The organism is Salmonella sp. WC3 (assembly GCF_042932255.1).
Classification (GTDB): domain Bacteria; phylum Pseudomonadota; class Gammaproteobacteria; order Enterobacterales; family Enterobacteriaceae; genus Salmonella; species Salmonella enterica.
Map to the genome: position 1 here is coordinate 531525 of NZ_CP170629.1, position 21177 is coordinate 552701.

Annotated in this window: 20 protein-coding genes; 15 read left to right on the plus strand and 5 right to left on the minus strand. The window is 49.1% G+C overall.

The genetic code is table 11. The features are described from left to right. Nucleotides 1–12: 12 nt before the first annotated feature. Entirely contained in the window at nucleotides 13–222 is a 210-nt protein-coding gene (locus tag ACFK9X_RS02555) for a CsbD family protein (RefSeq protein ID WP_001030592.1), read from the plus strand. A gap of 99 nt (nucleotides 223–321) precedes the next feature. Here ACFK9X_RS02555 and zur read toward each other — a convergent pair whose 3' ends face one another. Then, on the minus strand, nucleotides 322–837 hold the full coding sequence (gene zur / locus ACFK9X_RS02560) for a zinc uptake transcriptional repressor Zur (protein ID WP_000416272.1): 516 nt from the start codon (nucleotides 835–837) through the stop codon (nucleotides 322–324). Between the two features lie 246 nt (nucleotides 838–1083). Here zur and ACFK9X_RS02565 point away from each other — a divergent pair, with 246 nt between their 5' ends. From ACFK9X_RS02565 to pspG, 3 genes are all read left to right on the plus strand, one after another. After that, entirely contained in the window at nucleotides 1084–2394 is a 1311-nt protein-coding gene (locus ACFK9X_RS02565; RefSeq protein ID WP_001039335.1) for a conjugal transfer protein TraF, read from the plus strand. Between the two features lie 87 nt (nucleotides 2395–2481). Continuing rightward, nucleotides 2482–3480, plus strand: a complete 999-nt coding sequence (gene dusA, locus ACFK9X_RS02570; protein WP_079830916.1) for a tRNA dihydrouridine(20/20a) synthase DusA — start codon at nucleotides 2482–2484, stop codon at nucleotides 3478–3480. A gap of 167 nt (nucleotides 3481–3647) precedes the next feature. After that, nucleotides 3648–3890 carry an envelope stress response protein PspG gene (gene pspG, locus ACFK9X_RS02575; protein WP_151115436.1) on the plus strand — a complete coding sequence of 81 codons (243 nt, stop codon included), beginning with the start codon at nucleotides 3648–3650 and terminating at the stop codon, nucleotides 3888–3890. A 174-nt stretch (nucleotides 3891–4064) separates the two neighbouring features. Here pspG and ACFK9X_RS02580 read toward each other — a convergent pair whose 3' ends face one another. Beyond that, nucleotides 4065–5048, minus strand: coding sequence for a quinone oxidoreductase (locus ACFK9X_RS02580; RefSeq protein WP_151115438.1), 984 nt, complete (start codon nucleotides 5046–5048; stop codon nucleotides 4065–4067). A 64-nt stretch (nucleotides 5049–5112) separates the two neighbouring features. Here ACFK9X_RS02580 and dnaB point away from each other — a divergent pair, with 64 nt between their 5' ends. The 6 genes from dnaB to ACFK9X_RS02610 all read left to right on the plus strand — a co-directional run bounded on the left by dnaB (nucleotide 5113) and on the right by ACFK9X_RS02610 (nucleotide 10808). Then, nucleotides 5113–6528: a replicative DNA helicase gene (gene dnaB / locus ACFK9X_RS02585; protein ID WP_000918353.1), complete on the plus strand. Its 1416-nt coding sequence runs from the start codon at nucleotides 5113–5115 to the stop codon at nucleotides 6526–6528. A gap of 31 nt (nucleotides 6529–6559) precedes the next feature. Next, nucleotides 6560–7639: an alanine racemase gene (gene alr, locus ACFK9X_RS02590; protein WP_151115440.1), complete on the plus strand. Its 1080-nt coding sequence runs from the start codon at nucleotides 6560–6562 to the stop codon at nucleotides 7637–7639. 185 nt (nucleotides 7640–7824) lie between these two features. Continuing rightward, the gene (gene tyrB / locus ACFK9X_RS02595; protein ID WP_024158069.1) at nucleotides 7825–9012 is read left to right on the plus strand and encodes an aromatic amino acid transaminase; all 1188 of its coding nucleotides are present in this window, start codon (nucleotides 7825–7827) and stop codon (nucleotides 9010–9012) included. A gap of 186 nt (nucleotides 9013–9198) precedes the next feature. Then, the gene (gene aphA / locus ACFK9X_RS02600; protein WP_000724435.1) at nucleotides 9199–9912 is read left to right on the plus strand and encodes an acid phosphatase AphA; all 714 of its coding nucleotides are present in this window, start codon (nucleotides 9199–9201) and stop codon (nucleotides 9910–9912) included. 138 nt (nucleotides 9913–10050) lie between these two features. Continuing rightward, nucleotides 10051–10449, plus strand: a complete 399-nt coding sequence (locus tag ACFK9X_RS02605) for a secondary thiamine-phosphate synthase enzyme YjbQ (protein ID WP_064507047.1) — start codon at nucleotides 10051–10053, stop codon at nucleotides 10447–10449. Nucleotides 10450–10451: 2 nt separating this feature from the next. After that, nucleotides 10452–10808, plus strand: a complete 357-nt coding sequence (locus ACFK9X_RS02610; RefSeq protein WP_000155666.1) for an MmcQ/YjbR family DNA-binding protein — start codon at nucleotides 10452–10454, stop codon at nucleotides 10806–10808. Here ACFK9X_RS02610 and ACFK9X_RS02615 read toward each other — a convergent pair whose 3' ends face one another. The 3 genes from ACFK9X_RS02615 to uvrA all read right to left on the minus strand — a co-directional run bounded on the left by ACFK9X_RS02615 (nucleotide 10809) and on the right by uvrA (nucleotide 14546). Continuing rightward, nucleotides 10809–11147 carry a hypothetical protein gene (locus ACFK9X_RS02615; protein WP_000146587.1) on the minus strand — a complete coding sequence of 113 codons (339 nt, stop codon included), beginning with the start codon at nucleotides 11145–11147 and terminating at the stop codon, nucleotides 10809–10811. Further along, entirely contained in the window at nucleotides 11134–11589 is a 456-nt protein-coding gene (locus ACFK9X_RS02620; protein WP_151115442.1) for a hypothetical protein, read from the minus strand. Before ACFK9X_RS02620 ends, ACFK9X_RS02615 begins: the two co-directional genes overlap by 14 nt. Nucleotides 11590–11720: 131 nt before the next feature. Further along, entirely contained in the window at nucleotides 11721–14546 is a 2826-nt protein-coding gene (gene uvrA / locus ACFK9X_RS02625) for an excinuclease ABC subunit UvrA (RefSeq protein WP_151115444.1), read from the minus strand. 247 nt (nucleotides 14547–14793) lie between these two features. Here uvrA and ssb1 point away from each other — a divergent pair, with 247 nt between their 5' ends. From ssb1 to siiD, 5 genes are all read left to right on the plus strand, one after another. Continuing rightward, nucleotides 14794–15324 (plus strand): single-stranded DNA-binding protein SSB1, encoded by a 531-nt coding sequence (gene ssb1, locus ACFK9X_RS02630; RefSeq protein WP_000168322.1) that lies wholly within the window; start codon nucleotides 14794–14796, stop codon nucleotides 15322–15324. Between the two features lie 1248 nt (nucleotides 15325–16572). After that, nucleotides 16573–17205 (plus strand): SPI-4 type I secretion system auxiliary protein SiiA, encoded by a 633-nt coding sequence (gene siiA, locus ACFK9X_RS02635; protein WP_151115446.1) that lies wholly within the window; start codon nucleotides 16573–16575, stop codon nucleotides 17203–17205. Next, nucleotides 17202–18590 (plus strand): MotA/TolQ/ExbB proton channel family protein, encoded by a 1389-nt coding sequence (locus tag ACFK9X_RS02640; protein WP_151115448.1) that lies wholly within the window; start codon nucleotides 17202–17204, stop codon nucleotides 18588–18590. Before siiA ends, ACFK9X_RS02640 begins: the two co-directional genes overlap by 4 nt. After that, nucleotides 18580–19899: an SPI-4 type I secretion system protein SiiC gene (siiC, locus tag ACFK9X_RS02645; protein WP_001541306.1), complete on the plus strand. Its 1320-nt coding sequence runs from the start codon at nucleotides 18580–18582 to the stop codon at nucleotides 19897–19899. The genes ACFK9X_RS02640 and siiC overlap by 11 nt, the downstream gene beginning before the upstream one ends. Further along, nucleotides 19896–21173: an SPI-4 type I secretion system protein SiiD gene (siiD, locus tag ACFK9X_RS02650; RefSeq protein ID WP_001081935.1), complete on the plus strand. Its 1278-nt coding sequence runs from the start codon at nucleotides 19896–19898 to the stop codon at nucleotides 21171–21173. The genes siiC and siiD overlap by 4 nt, the downstream gene beginning before the upstream one ends. Nucleotides 21174–21177 lie beyond the last annotated feature (4 nt).

Below are 21177 nucleotides of genomic sequence, written 5' to 3' on the forward strand. Positions count from 1 at the left end.
GAGGACAAGATGATGAATAAAGACGAAGCCGGCGGTAACTGGAAACAGTTTAAAGGTAAAATGAAAGAACAATGGGGCAAACTGACCGATGACGATATGACCGTTATCGAAGGTAAACGCGACCAACTGGTAGGTAAAATCCAGGAGCGTTACGGTTACCAGAAAGATCAGGCGGAAAAAGAGGTTGTTGACTGGGAAACCCGTAACAACTATCGCTGGTAATATGTTTTCCCCTACCAGGAGTACATGGATGTGCTTCCCCCTGTTTGCCTGTGAATGCGGGCGTGCCCCTCTCTACTGCCGCCCGTTTTTCCGTTCAGGCTAACGTGGTTTTTTCTTCACCAGCACCGAGTGATCGTGACCACAGTTTCCCGGATGGCGACACGCTTCTACTTCTACGCACGCAGGGCACAGACCGTGCGCCTCAATAACGTTATGTCGTAGCGCAAAGCCCATTTTAGCCGCCAGCGTATGCATGATGTCTTCCACGCCCTCGGCACACTCTTCCTTCACCACGCCGCAACGATCGCAGATAAACATGGCCGAGCTGTGCGTCGGCTGGTCGAACAGGTGGCAAACCACATAACTATTGGTGGATTCCACTTTATGGACAAAACCCTGTTCGAGCAAAAAATCCAGCGCGCGGTAAATGGTGGGCGGTTTGGCCTGTGGTTCCGTTTCGCGCAGCAAATCGAGCAAATCGTATGCGCTGATGGCACCCTGTTGCAGACTCATCAGGCGCAGCACTTCGAGGCGCTGAGGCGTCAGGCGCACGTTGCGCTGCGCGCAGAGTTTTTCAGCTTGCGCCAGTAACTCTTGCGTTGTGGTCTTTTCCATGTAGCACCTCGAATGGCATGAAAGTCTAATCCGTTACTTTACCACGAGCTGCTTAAAACTCTGAAATTACCCCGCGACAATATATCGCCTGCTAAGCTTTTCCGCGCCAGTATTCTCATCTATACATAATGAGGGTCGATATTATAACAACAGGATTTAACATCACTATTTCACAGCAATAGTTCGCCTCTGTCCGGTAAAGCGTGGCGGAGGAATTACTTCACCTGATAATAAGATGGGCTAACTGTGAACAAAAACGTCAAACTTTCACTGATTGCTATCGCGGTCTCGCTTTTTATGGCAAAGCAGGCGAGCGCCGCCAATACCTGGACGGAAGCGCGTAATGACGCAATGGGCGGGACGGGCGTTGCGTCCGCGAATTATGGCAGCGGAGTACTATTAAATCCGGCGTTACTGGCAAAAGCCAAACCGGAAGACAATATCACTGTTGTCCTTCCTGCGGTCGGCGTCCAGATTACGGATAAAGACAATCTCCAGGATGAAATTGACGATATCAGCGATAAAGTGGATTACTACGATGAGGTCGTCGATAACCTTACGCTGGGGCAAATTCTGCTCAATCCGCGAGGCGTGCTGAATCAATTTCAGGGCGCCGCGCGCGACCTGGCCGATGAGCTGGAATATCTCAACGGAAAAACCGCCCGCGCCAATGCCGGCGCCGGGTTGGCGGTAAGTATTCCAGGGCAAACGCTTTCCGTGGCGTTTATCGCCAAAGGTTATGCGCATGGGCGCGTGAGTTCGTCCATTGATCAGAACGATATTCAGTATCTGCGCGATATCCAGCATGATGAACGTGTCGCGCTTCGTGAAGCAGGACGCGCTGCTTTGCTGGGGTCTGACGAAATTACAAAGCATTTAAACTCTACCGCGTCGGGGCGGGTAGCGATTGTGTCTGACTACGGTATTGCACTGGCGAAGCAGTTTGTGGTGGGCGAGGTGCCTGTTTCCATTGGCGTTACGCCAAAACTGCAAAAAACCTGGCTCTATAACTACACCACCTCAATTTATAACTACGACAGTAGCGACTGGAATAGCAGCCGTTATCGCAATGACGATACGGGTTTTAACATTGATGCGGGGCTTGCTGCCGATATCGGTGAAAACTGGACGTTGGGGCTGAGCGGGCAAAATCTGGTATCTCGCGATATCGATACGAAAGATATTTACATCACTAATGGTATGACGGGAGAAACCACCAACTACAAAGATACATACCAAATCCGCCCCCTGGTTACTGCGGGCATCGCATGGCATAACGATTTGCTGACCGTAAGCGCCGATGGCGATCTGACGGAAACGAAAGGCTTTAAGAGCGAAGACAATTCACAGTACGTGGGTGTCGGCGCTGAAGTTCGACCGTTGTCATGGCTGGCGGTGCGCGCAGGGTATCGTGCGGATGTGAAAAATAACGATAGCAATGTGGTTACCGGCGGTCTTGGCTTTGCGCCCTTTAACCGTGTGCATCTCGATTTAATGGGACTGTACGGCGAAGATGAAACCTGGGGGGCAGGCGCGCAGCTTACAATGACATTCTGAGGTGCTTTCACCGGAGGCGCTACGCCTCCGGTTTAGCGTTATGCTATAGTAACGCCCCTTTTTTAACCGGATGCTTATTTATTCGCCATGCAGCCTGAAACCCAGTCCTCCGCTTTACCTGCTTATCGCTTCTCCATCGCGCCTATGCTCGACTGGACGGACAGACATTGCCGCTATTTCCTGCGTTTGCTGTCTCGCCAGACGCTGCTCTACACCGAAATGGTGACCACGGGCGCGATTATTCACGGTAAGGGTGACTATCTGGCTTATAGCGAAGAAGAGCATCCGGTCGCTCTACAGCTTGGTGGAAGCGATCCGGCTCAGCTTGCGCATTGTGCAAAGCTGGCGGAAGCGCGTGGCTACGATGAAATTAACCTCAACGTGGGGTGCCCTTCCGATCGCGTGCAAAATGGTATGTTTGGCGCCTGTTTGATGGGCAATGCGCAACTGGTCGCCGATTGTGTTAAAGCCATGCGTGATGTCGTCTCGATTCCGGTAACGGTAAAAACCCGCATTGGTATTGACGATCAGGACAGTTATGCGTTTCTGTGTGATTTCATCGATACGGTTTCCGGTCGGGGCGAATGCGAGATGTTTATTATCCATGCGCGCAAAGCCTGGCTTTCTGGCTTAAGCCCGAAAGAAAATCGTGAGATCCCGCCGCTGGATTACCCGCGCGTCTATCAGCTAAAGCGGGATTTTCCGCACCTGACCATGTCCATTAACGGCGGCATCAAATCTCTGGAAGAGGCGAAGGAGCACCTGCGCCATATGGATGGCGTCATGGTTGGCCGCGAAGCTTATCAGAATCCGGGTATACTGGCCGCGGTGGATCGGGAGATCTTTGGCGCCGATACCACCGATGCCGACCCGGTTGCGGTGGTTCGCGCGATGTATCCCTATATTGAGCGTGAATTGAGCCAGGGAGCGTATCTGGGGCATATCACTCGCCATATGCTGGGGTTGTTCCAGGGCATCCCCGGCGCGCGGCAGTGGCGTCGCTATCTGAGCGAAAACGCCCATAAAGCTGGCGCAGATGTTGCTGTACTGGAGCAGGCGCTAAAACTGGTAGCAGACAAGCGTTAAAAGTTCGCCAAAAATTAGTCAATCTCACCACGCTCTGTGCAGTCTTGCAGGGCGTTTTCTTTATATATCAAAAACATAAATATTGGCATGATTTTTGTAATAGCTTACCTGACCAAACCCGGTAAGCGCCATGCCGCCGGGCAATGCCATCTTTATGGGGAGCGACTATGCTGGAACTACTTTTTGTGCTTGGCTTTTTTCTGATGTTAATGGTGACGGGCGTCTCCTTGCTGGGCATTCTGGCCGCGCTGGTTGTAGCGACTGCCGTCATGTTCCTGGGTGGAATGTTCGCCCTGATGATCAAGCTGTTACCGTGGCTACTGCTGGCGGTGGCTATGGTGTGGGTGATCAAAGCAGTAAAAACGCCAAAAATCCCACAGTATCAGCGCAATAACCGTCGGTTTTACTAAGGTATTGAGCGGTTCGTCACAACCTGGAACTTTGCCCTCACAAGCAAATAGGAATCGATTATTAAATCTGTCATGATTGCGCAGGTAACGAATTCATCGCGCTGTACCCTACATACAGCCGAACAAAAAAAGAAAGGGCTTCCCGGGTGGAAGCCCAATTTCTTTGCAGAGCTATTACGGAATCAGCAGGCTTGAGCCCTGTGTGGCCCGGCTTTCCAGCACTTCATGCGCGCGACGGGCATCTTTTAACGCATAGCGTTGATTTTCAGCCACATCGACTTTAATCACGCCGCTGGCGATCAATGAGAACAATTCATTGCTGGCTTCGGTCAGTTCTTCACGCGTCGTAATATACCCCTGTAGTGAAGGTCGCGTGGCATACAGGGAACCTTTCTGATTCAGAATACCTAAATTCACGCCGGTGACGGGGCCGGACGCATTGCCGAAACTGACCATCAGTCCCCGACGTTGCAGGCAGTCCAGTGAGGCCTCCCAGGTATCTTTCCCCACGGAGTCATAGACCACGCGGACTTTTTTGCCGCCGGTGATCTCTTTTACCCGTTCGACAATGCTCTCTTCACGATAATTAATCACCTGCCAGGCGCCGGCGTCCAGCGCCCGCTGCGCTTTTTGCGCGCTACCGACGGTACCGATAAGCTTCGCGCCCAGCGCTTTCGCCCATTGGCAGGCGATCAGACCGACGCCGCCCGCAGCGGCATGAAACAGGAAGGGTTCGTCGGGTTTCACTTCATAGGTTTTGCGCAACAGGTAAAAAACGGTCAATCCCTTGAGAAAAGAGGCTGCCGCCTGTTCGAAGGAAATGGCGTCAGGTAAAATCGCGGCTTTATCTGCGGGGACGTTATGGACAGAACTGTAAGCGCCGAGCGTTGACTGCGCGTAGACGACGCGATCGCCGACGCGAATGTGCTCCACGCCGTTGCCGACTTTACTGACCACACCCGCAGCTTCGGTTCCCAGGCCCGCAGGCAACGACGGGGGCGGATAGAGTCCGCTACGGATATAGGTGTCGATGAAGTTGATACCAATGGCTTTGTTCTCAACCTGGATTTCGTGTTCCGCCGGTTCCGTTGGCGTAAACTCCACGGTCTGAAGCACTTCCGGACCACAATGCTTGTGAAATTCAATACGCGTTGCCATGCTTCCTCCAAAAGAAATGTGGTAATCTTTCGACCCAATCACTATCTCGGTAACTCCATTCACTATGGCAGGAAATAAACCCTTCAACAAACCACAGACTGATGCCCGCGACCGCGATCCGCAGGTTGCCGGGATAAAAGTGCCGCCGCACTCGATTGAAGCGGAACAGTCGGTGTTGGGCGGTTTAATGCTGGATAACGAGCGCTGGGACGATGTGGCCGAGCGCGTGGTGGCGGAAGATTTCTATACCCGCCCGCATCGCCATATCTTTACGGAGATGGGGCGCTTGCAGGAAAGCGGCAGTCCTATCGACCTGATTACGCTCGCGGAATCGCTGGAGCGGCAGGGCCAACTGGACAGCGTCGGCGGCTTCGCCTATCTGGCGGAGTTGTCTAAAAATACGCCAAGCGCGGCGAACATCAGTGCTTATGCGGACATTGTGCGCGAACGCGCCGTGGTCCGCGATATGATCGCGGTGGCGCATGAAATTGCGGATGCCGGTTACGATCCACAGGGGCGCAATAGCGACGAACTGCTGGATCTGGCGGAGTCGCGCGTCTTCCAGATCGCGGAAAACCGGGCCAACAAAGACGAAGGTCCGAAAAGCATCGACCAGATTCTCGACGCCACCGTGGCGCGTATTGAGCAGTTGTTCCAGCAACCGCACGATGGCGTTACAGGCGTGGATACCGGCTATCAGGACCTCAATAAAAAGACGGCAGGGTTACAGCGTTCGGATTTGATTATCGTCGCGGCGCGCCCCTCCATGGGTAAAACCACTTTTGCGATGAACCTCTGCGAAAATGCGGCGATGTTGCAGGATAAACCGGTACTGATCTTTAGTCTGGAGATGCCCGGCGAACAGATCATGATGCGTATGCTGGCCTCGCTGTCCCGCGTCGATCAGACACGTATTCGTACCGGTCAACTCGATGATGAAGACTGGGCGCGAATCTCCGGCACGATGGGCATTCTGCTGGAGAAACGCAATATGTATATTGACGACTCCTCAGGTCTTACGCCGACAGAAGTCCGTTCGCGCGCGCGGCGTATTTTCCGCGAACATGGCGGGTTAAGTCTGATTATGATCGACTACCTGCAATTGATGCGTGTGCCGTCGCTTTCTGATAACCGTACTCTGGAAATCGCCGAAATTTCTCGCTCGTTGAAAGCGCTGGCGAAGGAACTACAGGTGCCGGTCGTGGCGCTATCGCAGCTTAACCGCTCCCTGGAACAACGCGCGGATAAACGTCCGGTGAACTCCGACCTGCGTGAATCCGGCTCTATTGAACAGGATGCCGACTTAATTATGTTTATCTACCGTGATGAGGTTTATCACGAGAACAGCGACTTAAAAGGCATTGCTGAAATTATTATTGGTAAGCAACGTAACGGTCCTATCGGTACGGTTCGTCTGACGTTCAATGGTCAGTGGTCGCGCTTCGATAACTATGCGGGACCGCAATACGATGATGAGTAACTCTCCGTCATTCTTTTAACAAGGAATTCAAATGCAAGCGGCAACAGTCGTCATTAACCGCCGCGCTCTGCGACACAACCTGCAACGTCTGCGTGAACTGGCGCCTGCCAGTAAGCTGGTTGCGGTGGTGAAAGCGAACGCTTATGGACACGGTCTTCTGGAGACCGCGCGAACGCTCCCTGATGCTGACGCTTTTGGCGTGGCGCGTCTTGAAGAGGCTCTACGTCTGCGAGCGGGCGGGATCACGCAGCCTATCCTGCTGCTGGAGGGTTTTTTCGACGCCGCCGATTTGCCGACCATTTCCGCGCAATGTCTGCATTCCGCCGTACATAATCAGGAGCAGCTTGCCGCCCTGGAGGCGGTGGAGCTGGCGGAGCCGGTAACGGTCTGGATGAAGCTGGATACCGGTATGCATCGTCTCGGCGTGCGTCCCGAAGAGGCGGAGGCGTTCTACCAGCGTCTGACGCACTGTAAAAATGTACGCCAGCCGGTGAATATCGTCAGCCATTTTGCCCGTGCGGATGAGCCGGAATGCGGCGCTACCGAACATCAGCTCGACATTTTTAATGCCTTCTGTCAGGGTAAACCCGGTCAGCGCTCTATTGCCGCGTCTGGCGGTATCCTGCTGTGGCCGCAGTCTCACTTTGACTGGGCGCGTCCGGGCATCATTTTGTATGGCGTATCGCCGCTGGAGCACAAACCCTGGGGGCCGGATTTTGGTTTTCAGCCGGTGATGTCCTTAACCTCCAGTTTGATCGCGGTGCGTGACCACAAAGCGGGCGAACCGGTGGGCTACGGCGGGACATGGGTGAGTGAGCGCGACACGCGCCTGGGCGTGGTGGCGATGGGTTATGGCGATGGCTACCCACGAGCGGCGCCTTCCGGTACGCCAGTACTGGTCAATGGTCGTGAAGTTCCGATTGTCGGGCGGGTGGCGATGGATATGATTTGCGTAGATTTGGGGCCAAACGCGCAGGATAACGCGGGCGATCCGGTGGTCTTATGGGGTGAAGGTCTGCCGGTTGAACGTATCGCTGAAATGACAAAAGTAAGTGCTTACGAACTTATCACGCGCCTGACCTCAAGGGTGGCGATGAAGTATATTGATTAAATACGCGGCGGGCCGGGTGGCGCCTGCGCTTATCCGGCTTGTATCGCGCATTGGCTGTAGGCCGGATAAGACGTTCACGCCGCTATCCGGTAATATGCGCATCCACCACAACATCCTCTCGATCTTCTCGTCCTTCCGGTTTATTGTGTTATTTCCTGCCCTCTGTAAACTTGGAGAACCATCGCGTGTTTCAAAAAGTTGACGCCTATGCCGGCGATCCGATTCTTTCACTGATGGAGCGTTTTAAAGACGACTCCCGTCACGACAAAGTAAATCTGAGCATTGGCCTGTATTACAACGAAGACGGGATTATCCCACAGCTCAAAACGGTGGCCGAAGCCCGGCTTAACGCGCAGCCGCATGGCGCTTCGCTGTACCTGCCGATGGAAGGACTCAATACTTATCGCCATACTATCGCGCCTTTGCTCTTTGGCGCCGATCACCCGGTTCTTCAGCAACAGCGCGTGGCCACTATCCAGACATTAGGCGGCTCCGGCGCGCTGAAAGTAGGCGCGGATTTCCTGAAGCGTTATTTCCCCGACGCAGGCGTATGGGTGAGCGACCCCACCTGGGAAAACCATATTGCGATATTTGCCGGGGCAGGATTCGAAGTGAGTACTTACCCCTGGTATGACGACGCGACTAACGGCATCCGTTTTAACGATCTGCTGGCCACGCTGAATACGTTACCTGCGCGCAGTATCGTGCTGCTGCACCCCTGTTGTCACAACCCGACCGGGGCGGATTTAACGCCTTCGCAATGGGATGCGGTGATTGAAATAGTGAAAGCGCGCGATCTGATTCCGTTCCTTGATATTGCCTATCAGGGGTTTGGCGCAGGCATGGACGAGGATGCTTACGCTATTCGCGCCATTGCCAGCGCCGGGTTACCTGCGTTAGTCAGTAATTCTTTTTCGAAGATTTTCTCGCTGTACGGCGAGCGCGTCGGCGGCCTGTCCGTGGTGTGTGAAGATGCTGAAATCGCCGCGCGGGTTCTGGGACAGCTAAAAGCGACGGTGCGCCGAATTTACTCCAGTCCGCCGTGTTTCGGCGCTCAGGTGGTCGCTACGGTCCTGGGCGATGAGGCGTTAAAAGCGGGCTGGCTGGCGGAAGTCGACGCGATGCGTAACCGCATTATATCGATGCGCCAGACGCTGGTGAAGGAGCTGAAGGCGGAGATGCCTGACCGCAACTTTGATTACTTGTTACAGCAGCGCGGTATGTTCAGCTATACCGGGTTAAGCGAGGAGCAGGTCGAGCGGTTGCGCGATGAGTTTGGCGTTTACCTGATTGCCAGTGGCCGCATGTGTGTCGCCGGGCTTAATTCTTCAAATGTACACCGCGTGGCGAAGGCATTTGCCGCTGTCATGTAATATTCAGGCCTGACGGCGATAACAGTGCCCTCCGGCCTGACAATAGCTGTTGTGATCATCCTCTTTTTTCGTAACAAAACCGCAGATAATCCTTCCTTTTGACCGTTACTGGCGTTATGGTCAGATAGTTTTTTGAGCAAAGACTCATCTTAATAATTATAATATTTTGAATTTTAAGGGAAAAGCATGAAAAAAATAACCCTGGCGCTGAGTGCCGTCTGTTTGTTGTTTACGCTAAACCATTCCGCGAATGCGTTAGTATCTTCCCCTTCGACGCTCAATCCGGGCACTAATGTTGCAAAACTCGCGGAACAAGCGCCTGTCCATTGGGTCTCTGTCGCCCAGATTGAAAACAGCCTCACCGGACGCCCGCCGATGGCGGTCGGCTTTGATATTGACGACACCGTGTTATTTTCCAGCCCCGGATTCTGGCGCGGAAAGAAAACCTACTCCCCGGACAGCGACGATTATCTGAAAAATCCGGCCTTTTGGGAAAAAATGAACAACGGCTGGGATGAGTTCAGTATTCCAAAAGAAGTGGCCCGACAGCTCATTGATATGCATGTTCGCCGTGGCGACAGTATTTACTTTGTCACTGGTCGTAGTCAGACGAAAACGGAAACCGTGTCGAAAACGCTGGCGGATAACTTCCATATTCCGGCGGCGAATATGAATCCGGTGATTTTCGCCGGCGATAAACCGGAACAAAATACGAAAGTACAGTGGCTGCAGGAGAAGAACATGCGTATCTTCTACGGCGATTCGGATAACGATATTACCGCGGCTCGTGATTGTGGTATCCGCGGTATTCGCATCCTGCGCGCGGCTAACTCCACCTACAAACCGCTGCCGCAGGCAGGAGCGTTTGGCGAGGAAGTCATTGTCAACTCGGAGTACTAAAAATCAGGAGAGCGTCAGGCTCTCCTTTTTTGCATGATTTTTGCACAAACTTGCCCCGCTGGCTTTTACCTTTTCCAGACTTGCTGCACACTATTCAGGAGACGTTTGTTTTTAGGAAGGAGCAGCCTATAGCGCACCATTACACTGAGCGAGAAGCCGCGCGGGTTTCATCTGATAACAGATGAAATTATCGATAAATTGTCTGGCTTACCGCCTGTCGAAACGGGTTTGCTGCATCTGTTGTTGCTACATACCTCGGCCTCGCTGACGCTAAACGAAAACTGCGATCCCACCGTGCGCGCTGATATGGAGCGCCATTTCCTGAAAACCGTTCCCGATAATGCGGCGTATGAACATGACTACGAAGGCGCGGATGACATGCCTTCGCATATTAAGTCGTCAGTATTGGGCGTCTCGTTGCTGCTGCCTGTACGCCAGGGGCGTTTACAGTTAGGAACATGGCAAGGTATCTGGTTGGGAGAGCACCGTATTCACGGCGGTCCACGTAAAATCATCGCGACACTACAAGGGGAATGATAATGACCATTTCGGAATTACTGCAATACTGCATGGCAAAACCTGGCGCAGAGCAGAGCGTCCACAGCGACTGGAAAGCGACGCAAATTAAAGTGGAAGATGTACTTTTCGCGATGGTAAAAGAAGTTGAAGGACGCCCGGCAGCCTCTCTCAAAACCAGCCCGGAACTGGCAGAGTTGTTACGTCAGCAGCACAGCGATGTACGACCGAGTCGGCACCTTAATAAAGCGCACTGGAGCACGGTCTATCTGGACGGCTCGCTGCCGGATTCACAACTCTATTATCTGGTCGATGCCTCTTATCAACAGGCGGTAAATGCGCTGTCGGAAGATAAACGCAAGCAGTTGCCGCAGTCCTGATTATAGCGCGCCGACCAACAACGCCAGGGCGATATCAATGAGGCGGATGACCGTAGACCGGATACGGCTGCCGAGGGCGATTTGCGCATTATTGGCGCGTAGCCTGGCGAGGTCCCGCTGTCCTTCCAGCAGAATAATCATATCGTCGTCGTCCAGCCAGCCGCGAGCATGTTCCTGAAGCGCGCGGGCGATAAACGCGGCGGACTCGCGGATAGCGTCGTCGCTGTCTTCTCTTGCCTGCTTATACGTCTGGATAAACTCGGCAATCGCCGAGGACGCTACAGGGTGTTCGGCCCGGGCGGTGGTCATCAGGTTATGTATTTCGTTAATAGACGCCATTTTCATCTCCTTGAGTGCAGTGGGCGCCCCAATGCAGACACTCACCCTGTATAGCTAATTTCCAGACCTGATTATTTTGCTGTTGGTATCTCTCTGCCTGGATGTGAGTAAGTGGTTGCTTACGTTGCATAACCCGCGCATAAAGACGCAAATAGTGATTTTTCAGCAGCGCCAGATTATCGAGTCGGTGTTTATCCCCACCTTGACGGGCGACCCGCTCAGCCTGAAAAAATGTCTGGCGGATATCGCGGTCATCCTTGAGCAGTGTCTCTTTTTGCCACGGTATTCGCGCCGCGTCCTGCAGGAAGCGGGTTGAGCGCGTTTGTAATAGCGTCAGTTGTTGAAAAGCCACGGCGCTAAAGTGGTCAGGCAGCGTACAGGCGGCTAAAAACAGGCACAGCAGTAGTGTGATTGCGTAGGGCAACTTCATGGTGTTTTCCATAACAGACCGTTTGCGCTATCACATGTCAGAGCGAGGCGGCACGCAAATCACAAATGCTCAACACGGATACAATGAGGTGGGATGAGGAAAAATGATGCCGCTTCCCGGCGAATCGGAAAGCGGCGTGAAGGTTATTTGAGCATAGGTTTAAGGAAGCGGGCAGTATGCGACGCCTCGCACTCCGCCACGGTTTCCGGCGTACCGGCGACGAGAATTTCGCCGCCGCCGCTGCCGCCTTCCGGGCCGAGGTCGACAATCCAGTCCGCCGTTTTAATGACGTCCAGGTTGTGTTCGATCACCACGATGGTGTTGCCCTGATCGCGCAACTGATGCAGAACGTCAAGCAACTGCTGAATATCGGCAAAGTGCAGGCCGGTGGTTGGCTCGTCGAGAATATACAGCGTCTGCCCGGTGCCGCGCTTCGACAGTTCGCGCGCCAGCTTCACGCGCTGGGCCTCGCCGCCGGAAAGCGTTGTCGCCGACTGACCAAGACGGATATAGGTCAGCCCCACGTCCATCAGCGTCTGCAGCTTACGCGCCAGCGCCGGAACCGCATCAAAGAACTCACGCGCTTCTTCAATGGTCATATCCAGTACTTCGTGGATGGTCTTGCCTTTGTACTTAATCTCCAGCGTTTCCCGGTTATAGCGCTTGCCTTTGCACTGGTCGCACGGCACGTAAATATCCGGCAGAAAGTGCATTTCGACTTTAATGACGCCATCGCCCTGGCACGCTTCGCAGCGACCGCCGCGCACGTTGAAGCTGAATCGCCCTGGCGTGTAGCCGCGCGAGCGAGACTCCGGCACGCCAGCAAAAAGCTCGCGAACCGGGGTAAAGACGCCCGTATAGGTCGCCGGGTTGGAACGCGGGGTGCGCCCGATCGGGCTCTGGTCGATATCGATCACTTTATCGAAATGTTCCAGCCCCTGAATATCCCGATACGGCGCCGGTTCGGCGATAGTCGCCCCGTTTAACTGACGCTGGGCGATGGGGAACAGCGTGTCGTTAATCAGCGTCGATTTACCGGAACCCGAGACGCCGGTGATACAGGTAAACAGCCCTACCGGTAGCGTAAGGGTCACATCTTTCAGGTTGTTGCCGCGCGCGCCGGTGAGTTTGAGCACTTTTTCTGGATTTGCCGGCACGCGTTGTTTCGGCACTTCAATTTTGCGTTTGCCGCTCATGTACTGGCCGGTCAGCGATTCCGGTACCGCCATAATGGCTTCCAGCGGGCCTTCCGCCACCACCTCGCCGCCGTGAACGCCCGCGCCGGGGCCAATATCAATCACATGGTCGGCGGCGCGGATGGCGTCTTCATCGTGTTCCACCACAATCACGGTATTGCCAAGATTGCGCAGATGAATCAGCGTACCCAGCAGCCGTCCGTTATCGCGCTGGTGCAGACCGATGGACGGTTCATCCAACACATACATTACGCCGACTAACCCGGCGCCTATCTGGCTCGCCAGACGAATACGCTGGGCTTCGCCGCCGGAAAGCGTCTCTGCCGAGCGGGAGAGCGTGAGATAGTTCAGGCCGACGTTCACCAGAAACTTGAGGCGATCGCCGATCTCTTTTAGCACTTTTTCGGCGATTTTCGCCCGTTGCCCGGAAAGCTTGAGATTAGTGAAAAAATCCATCGCATGGCCAATGCTCATATCGGAAATAGCAGGCAGCGGCGTATTTTCCACAAATACATGGCGCGCTTCGCGATTCAGTCGCGTTCCTTCACAGCTGGCGCAGGGGCGATTACTGATGAATTTCGCCAGCTCTTCGCGCACCGTGCTGGATTCCGTCTCTTTATAACGGCGCTCCATATTATGCAGCACGCCTTCGAACGGATGGCGGCGCACGGAAGTATCGCCGCGATCGTTCATATATTTAAATTCAATATTCTCTTTGCCGGAACCGTACAGCACGACTTTATGTACGTTGGCGCTGAGGCTTGCCCACGGCGCATCTACGTCGAACTTATAGTGTTCCGCCAGCGACTTGAGCATTTGAAAGTAGTAAAAATTGCGACGATCCCAACCACGAATCGCGCCGCCTGCCAGCGACAGGTCGGGATTCTGGATCACGCGGTCCGGATCGAAATATTGCTGAACGCCGAGCCCGTCACAGGTCGGGCAGGCGCCTGCCGGGTTGTTGAATGAGAACAGACGCGGTTCCAGCTCGCGCATACTGTAGCCGCAAATCGGGCAGGCAAAATTGGCGGAGAACAGAAGCTCCTCCGCTTTCTCATCGTCCATATCGGCAACAACCGCCGTGCCGCCGGATAATTCCAGCGCCGTTTCGAACGACTCCGCTAGGCGTTGGGAAAGATCGTTGCGAACTTTGAAGCGATCGATCACCACCTCAATGGTATGTTTCTTTTGCAGCTCCAGCTTCGGCGGATCGGAGAGATCGCAGACTTCGCCGTCAATACGGGCGCGAATGTAACCCTGGCTTGCCAGATTTTCCAGCGTTTTGGTGTGTTCGCCTTTACGCTCTTTAATAATCGGCGCCAGCAGCATCAGACGTTTGCCTTCCGGCTGTGACAGCACGTTATCGACCATCTGACTAACGGTTTGCGCCGCCAGCGGCACGTCATGATCCGGACAACGCGGCTCGCCCACGCGGGCAAACAGCAGGCGCAGGTAGTCGTGGATCTCGGTAATGGTACCCACCGTAGAGCGCGGGTTGTGAGATGTCGATTTCTGTTCAATTGAGATCGCGGGCGATAGCCCCTCAATATGGTCGACATCCGGTTTTTCCATGAGCGACAAAAACTGCCGCGCGTAAGCGGAGAGCGATTCAACGTAACGACGCTGCCCTTCGGCATACAGAGTGTCGAAAGCCAGTGAGGATTTGCCTGAACCCGAAAGCCCGGTCACGACAATCAGTTTGTCGCGGGGGATGACGAGGTTAATATTTTTGAGATTATGGGTGCGGGCGCCCCGAACTTCGATCTTATCCATTCACCTTTCCCGGTAGAGACTCGGATGCCTGGTTTGTTTGAAGGACAAACGGCAGAAACGGCTAATTATGACACAATTTAACCTGTTTGAATATACAGTATTGGAATGCATCTTCAGCTAAAGTATGCAACAATATGAGGTTCGCGCGAGTGACCTGGAACCTGCATCGCAGCTATTAAAATGCTACGTGGAAATGGTACACTCACGCGTTTACACTATTTATGAAACGTATTCAGGAGACTCAATTATGGCCAGCAGAGGCGTAAACAAGGTGATTCTCGTTGGTAATCTGGGCCAGGACCCGGAAGTACGCTATATGCCGAGTGGCGGCGCTGTCGCCAACTTAACGCTGGCTACTTCTGAATCCTGGCGCGATAAGCAGACCGGCGAAATGAAAGAGCAGACTGAATGGCACCGGGTGGTGATGTTCGGCAAACTGGCGGAAGTGGCCGGCGAATATCTGCGTAAAGGTTCTCAGGTGTATATCGAAGGTCAATTGCGTACCCGCAAGTGGACCGATCAGAGTGGCCAGGAACGCTATACGACTGAAATTAACGTTCCGCAGATCGGCGGCGTGATGCAGATGCTGGGGGGGCGCCAGGGCGGCGGCGCACCGGCAGGCGGTCAGCAGCAGGGTGGTTGGGGTCAGCCGCAACAACCTCAGCAGCCGCAGGGCGGCAACCAGTTCAGCGGCGGCGCGCAGTCGCGTCCACAGCAATCCGCGCCAGCGCCGTCTAACGAACCGCCAATGGATTTTGACGACGACATTCCGTTCTGATTTTTGGTAAAAAAGTCAAAGCGTTATTTGCATTTTCGCTATAGTTCTCGTCTGCTGAAATGCCTGGTGTAAATCAGGCATTTTCTTACCTGGTATTATTGTCTTAGAGCCTATCCCACCAGGCGTTATTGGCGCAGCCAGTTTGGACACGGACAGCGCGCAAAAGCCGGAGCGTACACGTAGTACGTGAAGTTTGACTCGCTACGCTCGCCCTTCGGGCCGCCGCAAGCGGCGTTCAAAACGCTAACGCGTTTTGGCGAGCACTGCCCAGGTCCAAAATGGCAAGTAAAATAGCCCTAATGGGATAGACTCTTAGTATCCCTTTCAAAAAAGAGAAGCGCATATCTTACGGAAAAATGTCGCTTATCGCCTCTGGCCGACTCGCCTCGGCACATCATTATCCAGCCGAAGTTCATAAATGTACTGCAATAACCCGGATTGTCTTAAATATGAAAGAGAAATCTCATCTGCAAAATATATAATTTATAGCCATTTTTTGACAACAAAAAGATATTATAAAATAACGGTAGAGAATGGTCGGTATTATCAATAGTTAATTAAATGTTTGCTTTAGCTTGTGATGAGCTCAAATATGATATGTGTATCTTGCTTTATTTTTAATTGCTGAAGATAAAATTGTTACTTATAGCTGGCTTTATATAAAAAATGGTTTTATTTGTGTGTTTTTTTACGCAATTCTGATTTTTTACTCCCCACTTATTATATTTTCAATGATTTAAGTTATATTGAAGTCCCTATGACCCTATGTTTTAATTGTGAAAATTCATTTTATCCTCTGGAGGCAAATTTATTAAATACGTATGGTTATAACGCGTATTAAAAAGAAATATGTCCTTAAAATGATTTAGAGTTTCAATGATTAGCTAACAAATCTATTTATCGGCGGGTGGTTTTAATTTGCTGATGACTATTTTTTATTTATGAGCTGAGAGCTTATGCGATACCTATTATTGGGGAAGATATAGTTAGTGCAATAATTGATGTCTACCTAATTAAAAAATGAAGAGTGTTTTTAATTAAAGCACTCATCTTTGTTGTGGGCGCATAAAAATGGCGTCGTTGTTTTTATTTTTCTGATTACGAGATGTAGGAAAACTGAAATCTATAAAGCGTATTGGTAGCAGGAAGCCAAGGGCGGTAGCGTTCACTTTCTGAATAAGTTGAGCATCCTTTATCCTTTCTAATCCACAAAAACATTTTATTCACAATGTAATATCAGGAGACAACATGGAAGACGAAAGTAATCCGTGGCCTAGTTTTGTTGATACATTCTCTACGGTATTGTGCATTTTTATATTTCTTATGTTGGTGTTTGCACTTAATAATATGATTATTATGTATGACAACTCAATTAAAGTTTATAAAGCAAATATAGAGAATAAGACTAAATCTACTGCTCAAAATAACGGAGCCAATGACAATTCAAATGCTAATGAAATAGTTAATAAGGAAGTGAATACCCAAGATGTGTCGGACGGAATGACTACAATGTCAGGTAAGGAGGTTGGAGTATACGATATCGCCGATGGTCAGAAAACTGATATAACGCCTACAAAAAATGAGCTTGTTATTACGTATCATGGCAGGCTGAGAAGCTTTTCAGAAGAGGATACTCATAAAATAGAAGCTTGGTTAGAAGACAAAACTAATAGTAATTTATTGATAGAAATGGTTATTCCTCAGGCAGACATCTCTTTCTCTGACTCTTTACGACTGGGATATGAACGGGGAATTATTTTAATGAAAGAGATTAAGAAGATATATCCTGATGTAGTTATTGACATGAGTGTTAACTCCGCAGCATCAAGTACAACGAGTAAAGCTATTATCACGACTATTAATAAAAAGGTGTCAGAGTGAAATATATAAATCATTACCGCTATTTGTTTGTCTGTTTTTTCCTTGCCATACTCCCTTTTTTCGCTTTATCTTTTCCCGGTATAAGAGAGTATGTTTTTGATAACTTTATGGTTTCTGCAATTTACAATGGAGTCATTATTGCCATTTATATTACAGGTTCTTTGTGTGCATTATTCACTATTCTTAAAAATATTTCAGCAAAAGACATATTAATAGCTCAGGACGCCAGTAGAAAAAATAGCATTCTTTCTAACCTCAATCAGGTTTTGTTTGCCGGGGAACCCAAACAGTGTGATTTCAATTTGCTGATGGAATTAGATGACAATGTGTCTACCGCCCGTAATCAACGATTGTCATTTATTATGAGCTGTAGCAATGTGTCGACGCTTGTTGGCCTGTTGGGGACGTTTGCGGGTCTGTCTATTACGATTGGTTCAATCGGGAACTTATTGAGCTCGCCATCAGATGTTGGCGGTGATAATGCAAGTAATACACTCAATATGATCGTGACAATGGTAGCGTCGCTTTCTGAACCATTGAAAGGGATGAATACCGCATTTGTATCTTCTATCTATGGTGTTGTTTGCGCCATACTCCTGACCTCACAAAGTGTTTTTGTTCGCAGCTCCTATTCCCTTGTTTCTACGGAAATCAAAAAATTAAAAATCATAAGCAACAGATCCAATAATAAACAACGAAGTCTGCGGGTTGAATCAGAGACGCTTGTAGAATTTAAAGAGTTGTTTAAAGCGTTTTTTGATAACTACCTGACAGTTGAAAACTTACGGACGCAGGATGAAGAAAAGAAACGAGTGATGCTATCAGATAGCTTTGTCACTTTGCAAAACCGACTATTGGATAACTCAGCAAAACTGGAACAACTTTCTACGCTGATTGACGGTTATCTGGTAAGCAATAACGAAAATACCAAAAAATTAGTTGACGGTGTAATAACAATTACCTCTCGTTTATCTGAAGGTAATACCCTGCTTGCTGATAATAATGCACGACTGGAGGCAATGAGTACAATACAAAATATTATAGATAAAAAGAATGATTCAATAATGGCATCAGTTGATAAATGCTATCAGGAATCTCTTTCACATGGTAAGACCATAAACGATATTGCCGCTGGCAGTGCCGATATTTCCCATACTCTCGATGGGCTGAGAAAAGAAATGGATGAGGATATGAACAATGTTCATTTAGCGCTATCCGATCTATCGGCTACTGATAAAAAGATTATTACTAATACTAAAGAGATTAGTGCTGAAATGGTTAGCTACCGTGATACCTATATGCCATTAATGGAAAAAATAACATCTATGCATCAGGAAATAGTAAAGCAACGTTTGTTAAACAAGGAGGAAAAAAATGAAGATTAAGATGTTTTTTCTGACGACTGCTTTTATTACACAAAGCACATACGCCAGCGAGCTTCCGGTCATTCCTCTAAGAGATTTAGTTAATGCCGCATTAACGCATCAGCCCTCTGTTGCTGTTTCATATTATGAGACTGAAAAGAAAAACAGTGACTTAGATCTTTCACGGGCAGCACTTTATCCTACCCTGGATCTAACATCTGGCCTTAATAATAACAGGAAAGAGTCATCAGGTACCGAGAGGAACGTTGAAAATAAGGTGTCTTTATCATACCGAATAACGGATTTTGGAGTGAGGGGGGCTAATATCAGGAAATCTGAATATGAAAGAGATAATAGTAAAACTGACTATGAAAAAACAAAGAATATAGTGTCTCAGGAGGTTGTGACAACCTATTACAACATCAGTAAATATCGTGAAATGATTGATGGCGTAAATCTGGAGAAAGAGTTTTATAAAAAGATGCTGGAAACTTTTTCGTTGCTGGTATCTTCCGGTGTAGCGATGCAATCTGATATGCGTAAAGTACAAGTATCTATCGATGCATTAAATACCAGAAGCATTATGTATCAGTCGATGTTGGATGATGAAATGTATAAAATGCAGAATATGACTGGTCTGAATTTATCGCCAGTTCAGATTCAAAGCGATGAAAAATTCAACCTCTTCAAAAAATATATCTTTGTCGAAAGCCCTGAAAAACTTATGGACATGGTGATGAAATACAACGATGACTATAAGATGCTTGTCAATACCCGAAAAGCCGCGACCGAAGATATTAATGCCGCAAAATCATCCTATTTTCCGACTGTAGATCTTGTTTCCAGCTATGTACAGAATAACCCGAGCGGTAGTGCCAAAAAAAGTGATTATGAAGATGAATTTAAAACGGGTATCAATGTTAGTTTCAACATTTTTAATGGGTTCAGAAATTCAGCCCAGGAAAGAAAAATGGTGGCAAGTTACTCGCAGGCTAAGCTGCAAATTGACGATTTTTTGATTAAAACGCGTTATAACATTGATTCACAACTTTCAAGATACGCCGCTGCAAAAGAGACTTACTCAGTGGCGGAACGTTCACATACAAACGCGTTACAGCTTACTGAATTATATGAGCAGGAGTTTCAGTTAGGGCAAAAAAGTTTGCTTGATTTAATTTCAAGCCGTAATGAAGCATTTCAGGCATATGTAAGCATGATCGACAGCAAATATAGCCTGTATATTTTAAAGCTACAGCAACTCTCATTGATTTTTCATTTAATGGATTATTTAAAAGGAAATACTGAAAGTGAGTTAAATGTAATGAAATGAATAGAAGACAAAGCGATCATCTCATGATGATAATTATTTCTTTGACGATCTTAATTATTATCCTTACCTACTTTATAGAAATTAATTCAGTGGTTCATGGTCAGGGCGTTATCACTACTAAAGATAATGCTCAGTTAATATCTCTTTCTAAAGGAGGGACGATACAAGATATTTATGTAGCCGAGGGTGATACTGTAAAAAAAGGAGAACTCCTTGCAAAGGTCGTTAACCTTGATCTGCAAAAAGAATATCAAAGGTATAGAACTCAAAAAGGGTATCTGGATAAAGATGTTAACGAAATATCTTTCATTCTTGATAAAGAAAATGAGAGTGGGTTGATTACCCTGGATGGCACCCGTTCTTTAAGCAATAAAGAGGTAAAAGCGAATATTGAATTAGTGCATAGTCAGATAAGAGCTAAAGAGTTAAAAAAAACCTCTCTTGATTCTGAGATTAGCGGATTACAAGAGAAACTGAGTTCGAAAGAAAAAGAACTCGCATTGCTTGCCGAAGAAATAAATATTCTTTCCCCACTGGTAAAAAAAGGAATTAGCCCATATACCAATTTTCTTAACAAGAAACAGGCGTATATAAAAGTTAAGTCTGAAATTAATGATATTGAAAGTAGCATCACTTTAAAAAAAGATGATATTGAGTTGGTTGTTAATGATATTGAGGCGCTTAATAATGAATTGCGACTATCTTTATCTAAAATAATATCTAAAAATCTTCAGGAACTTGAGGTTGTTAACTCTACATTAAAAGTAATAGAGAAGCAGATAAATGAGGAGGATATCTATTCACCGGTTGACGGTGTAATTTATAAAATCAATAAAAGTGCCACTACTCATGGTGGTGTGATTCAGGCGGCGGACTTACTTTTTGAAATAAAACCAAAAGTAAGGACTATGCTGGCCGATGTGAAAATATTACCCAAATACCGTGACCAAATATATGTAGATGAAGCCGTTAAACTGGATGTGCAGTCAATTATCCAACCAAAGATAAAATCGTATAATGCGACTATCGATAATATTAGCCCTGATTCCTATGAGGAAAATACCGGAGGAACAATTCAGCGTTATTATAAAGTAATTATTGCATTCGATGTTAATGAAGATGATTTACGGTGGTTAAAACCAGGTATGACTGTTGACGCCAGTGTAATTACCGGAAAACACAGCATTATGGAATACCTGTTATCTCCCTTGATGAAAGGCGTGGACAAAGCCTTTTCAGAACCAGTTAATACTAAACGATTAGATACACCTTGAGAGT

Bases quoted from the DNA above. Each gene is read 5' to 3' on its own strand.
- ACFK9X_RS02555 (WP_001030592.1), top strand. From the start codon at position 13: ATGAATAAAGACGAAGCCGGCGGTAACTGGAAACAGTTTAAAGGTAAA.
- zur (WP_000416272.1), bottom strand. From the start codon at position 837: ATGGAAAAGACCACAACGCAAGAGTTACTGGCGCAAGCTGAAAAACTC.
- dusA (WP_079830916.1), top strand. From the start codon at position 2,482: ATGCAGCCTGAAACCCAGTCCTCCGCTTTACCTGCTTATCGCTTCTCC.
- pspG (WP_151115436.1), top strand. From the start codon at position 3,648: ATGCTGGAACTACTTTTTGTGCTTGGCTTTTTTCTGATGTTAATGGTG.
- ACFK9X_RS02580 (WP_151115438.1), bottom strand. From the start codon at position 5,048: ATGGCAACGCGTATTGAATTTCACAAGCATTGTGGTCCGGAAGTGCTT.
- dnaB (WP_000918353.1), top strand. From the start codon at position 5,113: ATGGCAGGAAATAAACCCTTCAACAAACCACAGACTGATGCCCGCGAC.
- alr (WP_151115440.1), top strand. From the start codon at position 6,560: ATGCAAGCGGCAACAGTCGTCATTAACCGCCGCGCTCTGCGACACAAC.
- aphA (WP_000724435.1), top strand. From the start codon at position 9,199: ATGAAAAAAATAACCCTGGCGCTGAGTGCCGTCTGTTTGTTGTTTACG.
- ACFK9X_RS02610 (WP_000155666.1), top strand. From the start codon at position 10,452: ATGACCATTTCGGAATTACTGCAATACTGCATGGCAAAACCTGGCGCA.
- ACFK9X_RS02615 (WP_000146587.1), bottom strand. From the start codon at position 11,147: ATGGCGTCTATTAACGAAATACATAACCTGATGACCACCGCCCGGGCC.
- ACFK9X_RS02620 (WP_151115442.1), bottom strand. From the start codon at position 11,589: ATGGAAAACACCATGAAGTTGCCCTACGCAATCACACTACTGCTGTGC.
- uvrA (WP_151115444.1), bottom strand. From the start codon at position 14,546: ATGGATAAGATCGAAGTTCGGGGCGCCCGCACCCATAATCTCAAAAAT.
- ssb1 (WP_000168322.1), top strand. From the start codon at position 14,794: ATGGCCAGCAGAGGCGTAAACAAGGTGATTCTCGTTGGTAATCTGGGC.
- siiA (WP_151115446.1), top strand. From the start codon at position 16,573: ATGGAAGACGAAAGTAATCCGTGGCCTAGTTTTGTTGATACATTCTCT.
- siiC (WP_001541306.1), top strand. From the start codon at position 18,580: ATGAAGATTAAGATGTTTTTTCTGACGACTGCTTTTATTACACAAAGC.
- siiD (WP_001081935.1), top strand. From the start codon at position 19,896: ATGAATAGAAGACAAAGCGATCATCTCATGATGATAATTATTTCTTTG.